At 56.9% G+C, this 14,047-nt stretch carries 7 protein-coding genes; all 7 read right to left on the reverse strand.

Annotated elements, in window-relative coordinates; genetic code table 11:
- Positions 1-82 precede the first annotated feature (82 nt).
- On the reverse strand, positions 83-709 hold the full coding sequence (locus G5S37_RS00080; RefSeq protein WP_165199518.1) for a T6SS immunity protein Tdi1 domain-containing protein: 627 nt from the start codon (positions 707-709) through the stop codon (positions 83-85).
- Positions 706-8,625: an RHS repeat-associated core domain-containing protein gene (locus tag G5S37_RS00085; protein ID WP_165199520.1), complete on the reverse strand. Its 7,920-nt coding sequence runs from the start codon at positions 8,623-8,625 to the stop codon at positions 706-708. The genes G5S37_RS00080 and G5S37_RS00085 overlap by 4 nt, the downstream gene beginning before the upstream one ends.
- A gap of 583 nt (positions 8,626-9,208) precedes the next feature.
- Positions 9,209-10,231 carry a hypothetical protein gene (locus G5S37_RS00090; protein ID WP_165199522.1) on the reverse strand — a complete coding sequence of 341 codons (1,023 nt, stop codon included), beginning with the start codon at positions 10,229-10,231 and terminating at the stop codon, positions 9,209-9,211.
- 130 nt (positions 10,232-10,361) lie between these two features.
- On the reverse strand, positions 10,362-11,102 hold the full coding sequence (locus G5S37_RS00095) for a hypothetical protein (protein WP_165199524.1): 741 nt from the start codon (positions 11,100-11,102) through the stop codon (positions 10,362-10,364).
- Between the two features lie 612 nt (positions 11,103-11,714).
- Positions 11,715-12,386 carry a transposase gene (locus G5S37_RS00100; protein WP_165199526.1) on the reverse strand — a complete coding sequence of 224 codons (672 nt, stop codon included), beginning with the start codon at positions 12,384-12,386 and terminating at the stop codon, positions 11,715-11,717.
- Positions 12,387-12,533: 147 nt separating this feature from the next.
- A complete protein-coding gene (locus G5S37_RS00105) occupies positions 12,534-12,824 on the reverse strand; it encodes a hypothetical protein (RefSeq protein WP_165199528.1) in 291 nt (96 codons plus the stop codon).
- 13 nt (positions 12,825-12,837) lie between these two features.
- The gene (locus G5S37_RS00110) at positions 12,838-13,956 is read right to left on the reverse strand and encodes a hypothetical protein (RefSeq protein ID WP_165199530.1); all 1,119 of its coding nucleotides are present in this window, start codon (positions 13,954-13,956) and stop codon (positions 12,838-12,840) included.
- Between the last annotated feature and the right edge of the window lie 91 nt (positions 13,957-14,047).

Raw genomic sequence — 14,047 nt, forward strand, 5'->3', positions numbered from 1 at the left:
CGGGGGATGGCTGGAAAACCCACTATGTCCAGATGATCAGACAACACATGGAAGACATAAACACACTCCCAGTGTCACGTGCTCATTCGGCAAATGAGATACGGCGAATCGATTGTCCCGGTGGCAAAGTCCGCACTTTGTTCCGTAGCTGACCGCAAATCTCCACATAAACGCTCAAGTCGATTACCTCTAGATTGGTAAGGTCATCTGCGCCTCCAAGGAACAACGGCACTTTGTACCCAACGCAGTCGCCAAAAGCCAAATCTGTGGGGTTTAGGCTCCTCCACTGGCTCCAAAACGGAGCTGCAAGAGCCTCATCAGTATACTCAACCAGCTCGATGTTGTGGAAGTCTAGAGCAGAAGCCGGGATCTCCATTGCTTCACCCGCTCCGATTTCCAGCATCAAGACCTGGGGCTCACCATCTTCCGTTCGTGCACGATCACACGCAAAATGTCGCCCGAGCCAGTCGTAGCCGAAGGGTACGATTCTTCCTCGATATTCTGGAAAAACTCCCTCGATCGCCTCAGTTACGACTGGTAGTTGCCCCGGGTGGAAAACCCGGTAGAGACCATGATTAAATGTCTTTCCGCCGAGTTCATCAAAAATCCGGGCGAGGTTCTGAACTCCAAAATCTACAGAAGAAGGCAAAATTCGATCTCCGGTGCCCGCGGTAGCCACAAAGAATTGTTGGAATCGATCTAAAATCATGGGTCTTCCATTCTTACATTGTTAACGCGAGTTCCAGCTGGCAGGTCTTTGATCATGTTTTTGATCTGCGTACCAAGGCTCCGGTTCACGCTGCTATCCAACCCCCACATATTACTCATCACATCCAAGCCGCCAAGCTGAAGATCTTGAATGTGATCAGCATCAATCTCGCGCTTCAAACCCGCCTCTTTGCGGTACCTCGATTGGGTTGTACCACCACGGACTGGTGAACGCGTTACAATAGTATCGGCTTCGGTCAACGCAGCAGCTTTTGCATCGGCAGCTGCACGCTGGGCGTCAGTCCACCCCACCTTGTACTTGAGAGTGAGGTCAACTCCGATTTTTGCGGTCGCTGCCTCACCAGCAGCAGACGCCTCAGGTGTCACCGAGACCGCCTTTGAGGCCACGGACTCCACCTCCCCAGTTATATTTGGCACTTTGCTGGCGGTTTTGCTAAATCGTCCAGCAACCCCTGGAACTGCCATCATGGTCAAGTTAGCTGCCATTTCCTCAGGCGTGTTTCCCAACACACCTTGAACTTCTTGAATTACGGCATCAGTGTTACCACTAATGGCATGATGCGCTGCATTAGTGACGTGTCCCACGTCATTTACAGCCTTGTTTAGAATTGCCCCCGACTTTGCGTCAGCTCTGGCAGCCGATTCCTGGCAAACTGCACCGAATGTGACAGCGTTGAAGATTGCCCCGCACATATCATCGACATACTGAAAGGTGCCCACGACGGAGCCCCGCAGATTGTCGTCGAACTTCTTCAAATCAAATAGCCCCAGAGGGTCGAAGCTCGTCCACGGATTCTGCTGCACATACGCATACAAGTTCGGGCCATCGACAAAGCCTGCAGGGTCGCGGCTCAGCCACACGCCGGTTTCCAGGTCGCGGTAGCGGAAGCCTTCGTTGAGCAGGCCGGTGGGGTCTTCTTCCTTGGTGTTGGCGCGCTGGCGGTCGGCGTTGCTGCCGGTTTCCACGGGGCGCTTGCCGTAGGCTTCGTAGCTGGCGGTCCAGGTGAGGTCGCCGGTGCTGTCGCTCTGGGCCACGACGTCGCCGCGGCCGTTGCTCAGGTTGAACTTCGCCTCGCCGTACCGAAGCGAATATAGCAGCCCACCTACGCCACCGCCCATGTCGGGGCCGCGCTGGTACTCGACGGTAGGTTGGGTGTTGAGGGTGCCTGATGGTACATCGGTGATAGAGTACTCTGCCACGCTCACCCCACCGCTGTAGGTCACTGCGGTGGCAACACCCGACTCCTCCCGCGTGTTTCGCCGCATCCGGTAATCATAGCCATACCGGTATAGTGCGGTGCCACCACCCTCGGTCACCTCCACCTCTGTCAGGCGGTTGTTCCAATCCCAACGGTAGGTGTGAGTCGGCACACCCTCCCGCATCCGAGTGGCGCGGTTGCCGTTGGCATCGTAGGTGTAGGTCACCAACGTATTGTTGGTGTCATTCGCAGTGAGCTGGTTCAGCGCATTGTAGGTGTAGATGCTAGCTACTCCCTCGGGCTCCAGCCCGTTCACCCACTTGCCGGTGCGGTTGCCGGCTGCATCATACCCGTAAGTCGTGGATACCACGCTGCCGTCGGAGTGCTTCACTACCTTCTCGAGTTTTAAGCGCGACGCTGCGTCGTACTCCATGGTCGTGGTGCGATTGCTGTTGGGCACCGCGCCGCCGGTTGTCTGGTTCCAGCGCTCCTCCTGCCGCACCACATTACCCCCGGCATCATAGGCGATGCCCATCGACATCAGCGCGCTGGGCGCGTCCTCGTTATACAAGGCGCGTTGCACGAGGCGCCCGTGTGCGTCATAGGACTGTCGTTGCAGCAGCCCATTTCCCTGGCCCAGGGCCACGCAACGTCCCGCAATATCATACTCCCACGAGGTGACACGCCCCGCCTCCGTCAGACTGATGAGGCGGTTCACCCCGTCATAGGCATGGTTCACCACACGGCCAGTGCCGTAGGTGCTCTTCACCCGGTTGCCCGCCAGGTCGTACTCATAGCTGTGGGTGAAGCCACGTGAGGTCTCGCTCAACGTCTTACCCAGCGCATCATATGTGTAGCTTACGTTGAGCGTGGCATCGGCGCTTTCATCCACGCTGAGGAGCTGCCCGGCAACATCATAGGCATAGGTGCGCACGTTGTGCGGCGTGGCAGCCTGCGCATTCGTGAACATCTTCATCTGCGTGAGCCGGTGCCGGTCGTCGTAGTGGAAGGTGGTGACCTGCCCCTTGGCATCCACGGTGCGCGTCTTGTTGAGCGCGTCATACTCATTGGTCACGAGCAGACCGGCAGGTGTGCTCTCCGTGAGCACACGCTTCAGGTCGTCGTAGGTCCACGTGGTGATGTTCCCATTGGGGTCCTTCACCGAGGTGCGATTGCCCGAGCCATCATAGCCGAACTCCGTCATCTGGTTTAGTGGATCCCAAGTCTTGATGAGCCGGTTGTGCAGGTCGTATTCATTGACCGTCTTGCGGTTGGCAGTGTCCCACGCTTCCAGCACATTGCCGTTGGCATCATACACACTGCGTGTCATCAGCGCCTGAGCCGTGCCTCCATTCACGGACACGGGCGGCAGATGTGTTTCCAACAAACGCGAGGCGCGATCGTACACCTTGGTGGTCTCCTGACCAAACGCATCGATGACACTGACCACACGGCCCAGGCGGTCATATTCGGTGGCGACGGAGGCCCGCCGCACCCGTCCTACCGTGGCATCATACGCGGGCGGAGCCGTCGTCTGTACCGCGCGATTCCGGTTGTCGTACACGGTCTCGCTCACACGACCGATCGGATCGGTCACCGCCACCACATTTCCCACCGCATCATAGGTGTTCTGCACTGTGGGTTTGACCGCAAGCCCACTGGGCAGAGTTACTTCGGGCTGCTCCACTTTCACGGGACGTCCGGCGTCGTCGTAGAACGAACGGGCCACCCGGCCCATCACATCGGTCACAGTGATAGGCTTGCCCAGGCTGTTGTAGGTAGTGGTTTGCGTGAGGTTTCCTGGATAAGTCACCTTCACCACGCGGTTCATGGCGTCATACTCCGTCGTCGTTGTTTGGCCCAGCGCATCAGTTAAGGAGATGGGATTCCCCACGGGATCATACTCCGTGAGCGTGGTGCCTCCGTCTGCGGAGGTCACGGATACGGGCCGGCGCAATGCATCATATTCGGTGATCACCTCCACTCCGCGGGGATCTCTCGCGTGCGTGGGTTTAGCCACATCCCAGATGGTGCGGAGGGAACTATCATTGTACTCCCATTCAGAAGTCAGGCCCGCCCGCGTCGACGAGGTCCGCATCGCATCCCCGGCATACTCATGCTCGGTCACAATGCCCTTGGAATCCTTTTCCCAGATCACGTCGTGCGCTCCGTTGTATTTCCACTCCTGCACGAGGTCTACGCCACGTCCGTCCGCGACATCGTTGCCGTTGAGATCCAGGGTGGTTTTTACCCGGCGGTCCGGCCCGTCATACTCATGGAACGTCACCGTGCCTACCTCGTCCTTTTCCCACAACAGATTGCCCCGCGTGTCATAGTGCCACACGCGGTCACTACCATCCGGGTGCACCGTGCGGATGCGATTGCCCTGGACATCGTAAGCATGGCGCGTGGTGAATCCACGCGCGTCGATGGTGCGCAAGAGAAGATCGCGCTCGCTGTAGTCATACCGTGTCTCCAGCGCCAACCCACCGGGGTCTGCCACCTCACGAGTGATGTTCCCGCGACCGTCACGCTCCACTTCATACACAAGGTCGCGTTCACCCAATTCAGGATGCAGAGCCCTTACGATTTCACGTTTCGCGAAGGTCTTGCGACCCGGTCCCGTCTCATACTCCACCTCACGCTGGTAGATGGGGTCCCCCTCTGCATCGAACACATTCACCCACATCGGCAAGCCGGTGGCGCCGTTGCGGATGTATTGCTTCCGCACGCCACGCTCATCGAATACTTCGACAAGATTGTCCTGGTTGTCATACACGAAGAAGCGTGATCCCCCCAATGGATTGACTTGTGCGAAGGGCAGCGGGTTTCCAAAGAGGTAAGACCACTGCGTGACGGCACCGTTAAGCCCAGTGAAGGACACGAGATTTCCTCCCTGAGCGGGATCAAACACGAACTCCATGTTCCCCATTGGGCTATGAATCGTCATGTTTGAAAACGTGTAGACCGCCAAATGCTGGTAGTGCAGATCCCACAACTCCTCCACATCAGGTGGCGGTGAAAATAAGTCACCTCCTGAAAAGCTGTAGGTATAAGTGCCCGCCGTACCGGTGACTGACGTACCTGCAGAAACGTATAACTGCCCTTCCACAGTGACGTTGGAGCTCAGGGCGCAACTGACGGACGCACCCATGGATGGGCCGCTGACTCCGAGGACCCTTTGCGGGCGACCGATTTGCTTCCGCACAAGCACGCCCGCCGCCGAGCCTGAGACGGGATCAACACAGATCTGCTCGTAGGTGTGGTTGTGATCAAGTGCCTGATTAAAGGAATATGCGCGCCCCTCCGGCTCCGTCACCGCTGTGAGGAACACATGCGCAATCTTCTCGGGGCCGTCGTTGGGATTCTCCGGATCCGGTGGCAGCGGGGTGGGATCCGTCTCTATAAGGCCCGAGAACGTGTAACTCGTGGTAGCGCCATCTTTGGTTGTCGATGCCAAGACCGGGACGACGGTGCCTTCGACATTGAGAGGGGTATAAGCAAAGGTCGTGGCGGAGTCCGTATTGGAGGCCACCGACTCCACCAGACCGTTGGGATTGATCTGCACCTGGATAACACCGGCGCCGATGCCACCTGCGATCGTTGTGGCCACAAGCGACGTCGGTGAGCCATAGGAGTACCCAAAGACCTGGCCGCGCCGATCCGATGCGGTGGTCATGCGATGGTACATCATGACGACCCGACTTTCCTTCGCGTCCCGTCGGTTGGAGGCAAACCCTTGAATAACCGGCGTCCGTTCGTAGCAGCACTCTCCACCGGTATACTTGCCGAGGAGAAAATTGTAGGGGTTCCCTTCCTCATCCCACTGGGAAGTGAGGGTGTTGAACTTCGTGATCACGTTTCCGCGCTCTTCCCGGGTGTGAATCCATCGTTGGGTCCCCTTGTGCCATTTATATCGCTGTGAGTTGCCCTGCTCATCTACCACGGTCGCGGTGAACCGTATCGGGTTCAGGTAAGTGCCAGGCACCAGGTCGTTGTACTGCCGGATGAGTTTCTCCACAGTGACTCCTGCGCAAATGTTTGATACAAAGCCTGCTCCGAATGGACGATCCGGACGCTCGTGAAACTTGAGTCCTGAAATGTTTGACCAGGTCTCTTCCGCATAGTCCCGCCGCACTGACAGGGACATGTGGGTCCCCGGCGCCGCTCTCATATGGGCGTCTGAGATGCTTTGCCGCAGGGTGGCGTTGTATGCATCTACATAAGTCGAACATTGAGGTGTTTTGTATTCATCTTCTGGATCGGGGAACGAGTCCCTCATCGGCTTGCCATCCATGCCAATCCGGCGGAACTGTGGCCCCGCAGAATCCGAAGCGCTCGCCGCCATCGTCGGTTGGGGGCCGGGAGGTGGAGGGTTGTCGCCTCCATCAGGCATCCTTTGCCAGCCAAGAAGTTTGTATGTGACAGTGCAATCTTTATTGGCAAAAATTCCAGGGTAATTCCCGGCATCTGTCTGCCTCCCCACCACCGTCTTGGTCCAATTGTCAGTCTCAGGAGGTCCTACTGGCGGAGATGTGATGCTTCTCCATGACACTGCTACCGTAGTTCCTAGCGGGAGTGGCGTATCGAAGTGAGCATCAAAATAAAATCTCACATCCGTTTCTATGATGGCTCCGACGCCATTCCAAGGAGGCTGAGGAGTATCACATGTACAAGAGCCTTCAGATTCCTCACAGTTACAACTAGAGCTTCCCGAACCTCCTTGTGACAAACAACCGCAGTCATGTCCACTGCCAGGAAGAGGCTCCACATATACCTCCCTGTTGGACTGGTGATGTGCAGTGGCAGAGTCCGCCTGTTCTGGTGGAGTCTGTGTGTGGAATACTTGTGGAGTGCCCTCCACCCATTCACCGCCGCCAGCGGGTATGATGCAGGGTGTATAAGTATGCGTAATGTCATACCAAACCTCCGTCGTGAGTTCGGGAAGGTGTGCCGATTTATTCGGGGGATTTGATGCTCCCGCGACATACGAGGAAGAAAAACTTTTATCCGGAACCATTCCCCCAGCGGGTCCGCCGACGCTCGAACCGCCGCCAGCATTCGCCAGGATCGGCAGTTCCTCGGGCGAATAAGGCTCGGAGATCGCTGGTCTTCCTGGGTAGCTATTGGGATCGCGCGGATCCGTGCCCGCATAAATTTCGGTGATGTTGTCATGTCCATCGCCGTCCCAGTCATCGTTGTACTCGCGACCGTCATTCCCGAGATCGTTGTGATTCAGACCAAGCGGACCGGAAGGAATGCCAAGGCGGAACTCGAAGTCATCGCCATTGGCCGCATTAGAGTCGGTGTCTGCAAGTGCCGGATCGAGATTGCTGGATTCTTCTTCCTCGTTGAACAAATAATCCCCGTCTGGATCGTCATAGGCGTCTGTCGGATCAGTGGGATTGAGACCGTGGGCGATTTCCCACACATTGGTCATGCCATCGTTGTCCCGGTCATAGTCACGCGGGTAGTTTAGCAGGAGATTCCAGCCATACTGGTAAGCCTGCAGATTCTTCGTGCCATCTCCATCCAAGTCCCCATTGGCATCATCCCAGGGGTCGGTGGGATTCATGCCATAGTACTGCTCGATACTGTTTGGAATGCCCCCTCCATCCGAGTCTGTCACATCCACCATGTAGTAGTCCGTATAAACCGCACTCAACGAGTGAGCATCTGTCGGGCTGACACCTGCCGACTGAAAGACAATGACTTCTTCATAATCACTCAGTCCATCGTCGTCCGAGTCGACATCATTGTCGCTGGTACCTAGGACACTCTCTTCGCCCGAGGTGAGACCATCTCCATCAGCGTCCACGGCTGTATACGGCTGCTCGTCCTGCCAGTTCGGGATTGTGTCAGAGTCGGCATCGCCCAAAACGTCCCCATACCACGAGACGTTGTTGAACTGGCTCCAATTGGACGAATCTCCAGGAAATGGATCCTTATAATTGTCGATATTGTCGGTATCCGTATCTGTAAAGACATCCCCGTACCAATAGGTGCCGTTAACATGACTGTAATTCGAACCGTCTTCAGGAAATGGGTCTTCGGCATTGGGAAATCCATCACCATCAACATCATTGGGAGGAAATGGACTCGGGTCCTGCCAGTTCAAAATCCCATCGTTGTCGGCGTCAAAAAAGACCTGAGAAAGCCATGTAATGCCATTTGTAGAACTATAGTTGTTTGCATCAAACGGAAACGGATCGGTGGAATCTGGAATGCCGTCGACGTCAGCATCTGATGGAGGGGAGTAAGGCTCCGGATCCTCCCAGTTGACGATGCTGTCTGAATCAGAATCTCCGAGCACGTCTCCGTACCAGGAGATTTGGTTAGTGCCACTGAAGTTGGTGCTATCGGCGGGAAAAGGATCCTGACTGTTCAGGATGCCATCCCCATCACGATCTGGCCCCCAAGGTTCTTCATCCTGCCAATTGACGGTGCCGTCCGAGTCGTAATCCCCCAACACGGAGTCATACCAATAAATACTGTTGGTATAACTGAAATTGCTTCCATCGTCCGGAAAGGGATCCGATGAATTGTAAATACCATCTCCATCCGAGTCGTAGTACTCCTGAAAATCGCTTCGACCATCCCCATCGGTATCGATGTTGACGGGTGAAGTGAAGCTGGTGGTTACTTCAAATTCATTGGTCAACCCATCGCTGTCATAGTCTCCGCTGGGGTTGGACAACAATAGATAATCGACCAAATCACTGCGTCCGTTATCATTGGAATCGTCATCTAATGGATTGGTGTCCGTTGTGAAAACCTCATCGCCGTCGGTAATGAGGTCTCCGTCTGAATCGAGATTATAAGGATTTGTACCCAAGTAGCTCTCGTACCATCCGGGCAAGTTATCCCCGTCATAGTCACTGCTATCCGGTCCTTCAGACGGCTCTGGGTCTTGGGAGTTCCAGACTGGGTTGCCACTCGAATCTGGTTGGTACTGCGCCCGGAGTGGTGAGCTCAGTAGGAGTATGCCAGCTAGCAATTGGGCTCCATGCCCAAGCGCAAACCAACGACGATAAAAGTTTCGAAGGGAACTAGGGGAACGCTCGGAATATCTCATACTACGCAACCTCGTTAATCCTTATTTTCTGGAAAATAACTAAGTACTTCTACCGACTTTCCCTAGATTGCGCAACTGTTTATTCGAACACTTAATCGAATTTTCGCCACTTGACCAGAAGATTGGTTTGCGCAGCGACCCCTTGAATAGTTTCCGGCGTTTTAGTTGGCACCAGCGACCAGGTTCTATGCTGGATGTGAGCGCGTTAAGGCTGCCCAGGCCCAGGCGCTGGTGCCTCAAGCGGAGTTCCGTTGGTAGCAGGTCGCAGAGCGGGATGTGTCTCGGGCTTGGGTGCTGCGGGAGGAGCCACTGGTGGAGCAGGCTGTGCAGGAGCACTGGGCATCGCACCGGCGCCCGTGACGGGTTCTGGACGAAGGGTGGCAGGTGGCTGCGCCACCGGCGAGGGTGCCGGCGTGGCCGTGCGGGGCGGTTGCGGTTGCGGGCGCGGGGCGCTTGTGGGGAATGGCGTGATCGGTCTCCCCGGGGCTGCGGCCACGCCGTTGGAGGGCGTGGGCAGTACCCGAGGGGCATTGTTCAACGTACGAGCCGGTACCATGACGCCTGGGGTCCTTTTTGGGACAGGCGCGGTGGCTGCCACGGCACTGGACCCACTGCCCCCTCCACAGCCACAGCCTGAGCCGGACTTTTCTCCTGCCGAGGCCACCTTCGAAGTGCCCCCGCCACCGCCGCAACCACAGGTGGAGTCTTCCTCATGGGCCAGTGCGGCGGGCGTGGAATGCTTCTCCCGCTCCACTTCATGCACCACGCCACCGGTGACGACGGCTCCAAGCAGGAGGCCGTGAAAGAGGAGGACGGAGGGTGCGGCGAGGGCACCCAAGATGGCGGGGGTGCTGCCGATGCCCAACTCTTGTGAGGCTTGCGCGGAGGCGGCGGCAGCTGCTTTCCGGGTGGGACCGGTATGAGCACAGGGGCCGGAGCCGATGTTGTCTGCGCTCTTCTCTAGCAAGGTGTCCCAGGCGGCCTGGTAGCGGCGTTGACGGACGAGGAGACAGGCGTGCCACACGGTGAGCAGGGTGAGCGGTACGAGACTGAGGAACCACGGGAGACTGTTCACCCGGCCCACGAGCATGAGCGCGCCGACGGCGAGGATGGCGCTCCAGAGCATGACGCGTCGACGGTCCTCGGTGACGCTCACGAGCTGGCTACGGAGCAAGTCCAGCACCTGGGGTGCGGCAGTGGTGGCATAGGGAGAATTCGACTCGGGCATAAGAAAAGAGAGATTGCGCAGGCGGGTGACTTCCGCGCAATGACATTTTCTCGATAACCTGCCGGGGCGGCACGCTGGCACGCCCCGGGCTCGGCGCCCTGCTTCTGCATGGCGCTGCCCTGCCTGGCTGCTACTTCCCGTGCTTGAAGGGGCGGGGGGCATCGGTGATGCCGGTGCCGCCGAGCTTCTTCTTGTCCCTCTCCAGGACTTCGGGGGGGAGTTTGGCGCGCAGGCGGGCGCCGTTTTCATCGAGCTTGGCCTTCATGGCGGGGTCGGCGAGGAGGTCGGCGCGGCTGAGGTGCTGGGGGTCGAACTGGACGGTGGTGACTTCGCGATTGGTGGCGATGAAGTAGAGCTCGGTGCCATCGGTCTTGCTCTTCCAGTGCTCGGCGGTGACGAGGAAGCCTTCCAGCCCGTTGGTGCGCAGGGTCTGCTCGTCGGCCTCCCAGTTCATGGTGCGGGCGAGGCGCTGGTAGACCTCGCCCAGGTGCTTGGCGGAGGCCTGCTCCTGCCCGGGCAGGAAGGCGCTGGAGATGGAGACGGCCCGGAGCGCGCCGTCCTTGAACGTGTACGAGATGCCGATGCGGCTGCCGGGGGCTGAGACGAGTTCCATGTAGGTCTCGGTGCCGGGTGCGGGGGCTTTGCCGGGTTCCATGCCGGGGAAGGCGAGGGCTCCGGGGCGCTGCTTGAGAAAGGCGTCCTTGCTGGTGCCGAGGGCGAGTTCGGTTTCTCCTGCGGTGCCGGGGACCATGAGTTTCTGCGCCTGCAGGGTGGGGGTGACCGTTGCGGTGAACAGGAAGCAGGAGAGCAGGCCGAGGGCGGCGTTCCTGGGGATGAATGTGGACTTGGGAAGGAGCCTGGTCGTGATCATGAACCTGAGCATAAGTATAAGCATAAGGATAAGGTTAGATGAGTGAGGTGATGCGAGTTTGCTCGATGCGCTGAACGGTGGGAACGGGGCGATTAGCTCATGTCCGGAGAAGGAAGGCAAGGTCGGAGGGTGGGGTGCGGCGGTTTATTTATGCTGGTATGTGATTGGGCATGAGCATGAGCATGGGTGATTGACACGTGAGGAAGTATGACTCTTGAATTCCACGGTGCGGGACGGAGCTCCAGATCGCATGTTCGTGGAGCAAATGATTGAGATGTCGCTTTGCCTTTTCAATGTGAAAGCATCCCAGTCCAAGGATGCGGCACCGGCCTGGTGGCGTCATCTTTCGCGGGAACACGCGATAGAATGAGGAAGAGGCTCCGCACCCATTTTGCCGACCCCGGCACTAGGCTAGTGCCGCTCCTTGGACTGTGGGCGACTCGTATCAAACGGTGAACGTGGGCGCCCAGGAAGGGTTTGCCACCTTAAGCATAGAGCCCTCCAGCATGTTGCAGCCGGTTCGCAGGGAGTGGCACTAGCCTTAGTGCCGGTGGTGAGCACTTGGGGTGTGGAGCCTCTCCTTTCTTCCCTTCCACCTTCCCGCCTCCACCCTCACGGCACCGCCTTCACCTCATCGCTCTCCCATAGCGTGTACTCCGCTTCCCGCAGTTTCGCTTTCACGGGATTCCTTCGGATATACCGCACCACATTGTCGAAGTGTTGCCCGTCGCGGATGATTCTGTCGAAGTAGTCGTGCTGCCACTGCTGCCCTTCCGTGCCGCAAAGCTCATGGATGCGTCCCGAGGTGCGTCGCTTCCAGGTGAAGAGCACCTTCTCCAGCGTCCAATCCGGATGCAGCATCACCAGCAGGTGCACATGATTGGGCATGATGACCCACGAGAAGCTCTGGTATCTCACGCCCTCAAAGTATCGGAAGCTCTCCTCCACCTCGGCTCGCACCTCAGGACGACGCAGCACACATGAACCATGGCCTGCATCCAGCCAACGTTCCATCTGTGAGGAAAAGCGACGGTGATATTCATCCTCCACCTCCGGCGTCCACGGCTCGGGATGAAAGGAGAGCCAGATGGCCCGTTCTTGTTTCCACTGGTTGAGGAGCACGGCAGGCATCGCATCCGCCAGGTGATACGTGAGGAAATAGGACACCCCGGGTTGCTGCCAGTGCGTCAAGTTCTGGCGGGTGACGCGGATGTGTTCAAAGGGGTTGAAATACTTGAACTCCACGCGATGGACGAAACGGTGGAATACACGTTCGTCGAGCAAATTGTTTGACCGTCTCTTTGCCCTTCCACATGAAAGGCCGACAGTCCAAGGAGCGGCACTAGCCTAGTGCCGTCATCTTTCGCGGGAACACGCGATGGCAGGAGGAAGAGGCTCCGCACCCAGATTTGCCAACCACCGGCACTAAGGCTAGTGCCGCTCCCTGCGAACTCCGCTCCACTTTTCTCGTCCTTTCGAGGCCGTCCGGAGCCGCAACACATCTTCGCGGAGGTCTGTCTCAGCCCCAAAGACCTCCGCCTCATCGATGACCTGGCCCACGGCCCGCTCAACTACACGCAAATCCACACCTTCTTCCACCGCAACCTCCGCCCGGGCGAACTCGACCTTCTGCTGAAGGAACTCGCGGACCGCATCGAGGTGCTTCCCGGCAACAGCGGGAATGCGAGGGAGATGGTGGTGAGGCGGGGGCTGGTCCAGCAAAAAAATGTCATCATCAGCATCTTGAATTCTGAAGCTTCTTCTTTGGGAGAATTTCCTGCAAAGTTATTACAGCATCGTCTGACATACCATCTAGAAGAGTATCCAACTCCTTCTGAATCGCTTTGTGATGTTCTTCCCAATTTTCAGTTTCAGGGAACTCTGCATCGCCATACGCATCTTTAAAAACAAACCCAAGCCACTCCCGACACGTTTTTCCGTTGATCGATATCGCCCCATCCAAAAGTCCACTCAAATCAATCACTCCTAACTTTGCTAATTTGCCTGGAGGAGCACCTGCACAATCTGGCGGTCTCTTGTAGTCGACCTCGACTGAATAGAGGCGCGCTCCTCCAAGCTTGTTAACGTATCTCGCATAAAGGCGCAACAACTGCCTAGCTTCCGTCTCTTCTACGTCAAAGAAACACAATTGAGCTCTCCTGTGTTTCAATTCGGTCACCAACTCACCAACAACCAACGGAGCAAATTGTCCCCTAGAGTGGTCTCCTCCTGCTGTAAACAGATATCCAATCCATCCAAAACCCGCGTCAGGATACCATCCGCCGGTGAGAAAAGCACGGCACTCGTCGATATGAGTGACTGGGTTTTTTTGTGTGCATGCGAAAAACAAGTCTTCCACCCTGCAATGCGCTTCTCTGAAAACTCCATCTTTAGGGGCGTCCATCCATTCTCGGAACATGGTCGAGTTAATGGACCGAGCGCTTCTGTCAGCGATGAAGTGTTTCGCAAAATCTGGAGAATCTGCGGCAGAAAAAAAAGCAGCAGCTTTAGGATGGTTCGAAAACGTCAGCCTATTCACGACAACAGCATCGGACTTAAGTAGTAAGTCTAACTGTTGTTGCAACGATTCCATTTGGCACTGACAAGTACGACGCGCCTTGTCGATTTCAAGCCAACTGAAAAAAGCAGAGCTAAAAAAACCTGCCACAGCCACCGCTGCCCAAAACCACCAGATCTGATTCAGATTTGCAACGTTAAAGACGAAGCCAAGTAAGGCAACGAGAGACCCGGCGGCCAGGCCCTTGTAGTGCTTTGCCAGCGCCAAGAAAAACTCTCTCACATCGCTCCAGCGAAGCGTGTCTTCCTGAGATTTGCTGGCATAAACGCCGTCCATCGCGCCCCATTAAGGACGGTTTTTCGACAAAGCAACGTATTTTTTGAAGCCGGAGAACGTGCCCCCCTGGGAACCTCATGTAGAATGACTG

Source organism: Roseimicrobium sp. ORNL1, from assembly GCF_011044495.1.
Lineage (GTDB): Bacteria > Verrucomicrobiota > Verrucomicrobiia > Verrucomicrobiales > Verrucomicrobiaceae > Roseimicrobium.

What these genes read in the sequence shown, in the direction of transcription:
- G5S37_RS00080 (WP_165199518.1), bottom strand. Translation starts at nt 709, where the DNA reads ATGATTTTAGATCGATTCCAACAATTCTTTGTGGCTACCGCGGGCACC.
- G5S37_RS00095 (WP_165199524.1), bottom strand. Translation starts at nt 11,102, where the DNA reads ATGATCACGACCAGGCTCCTTCCCAAGTCCACATTCATCCCCAGGAAC.
- G5S37_RS00110 (WP_165199530.1), bottom strand. Translation starts at nt 13,956, where the DNA reads ATGGACGGCGTTTATGCCAGCAAATCTCAGGAAGACACGCTTCGCTGG.
- G5S37_RS00090 (WP_165199522.1), bottom strand. Translation starts at nt 10,231, where the DNA reads ATGCCCGAGTCGAATTCTCCCTATGCCACCACTGCCGCACCCCAGGTG.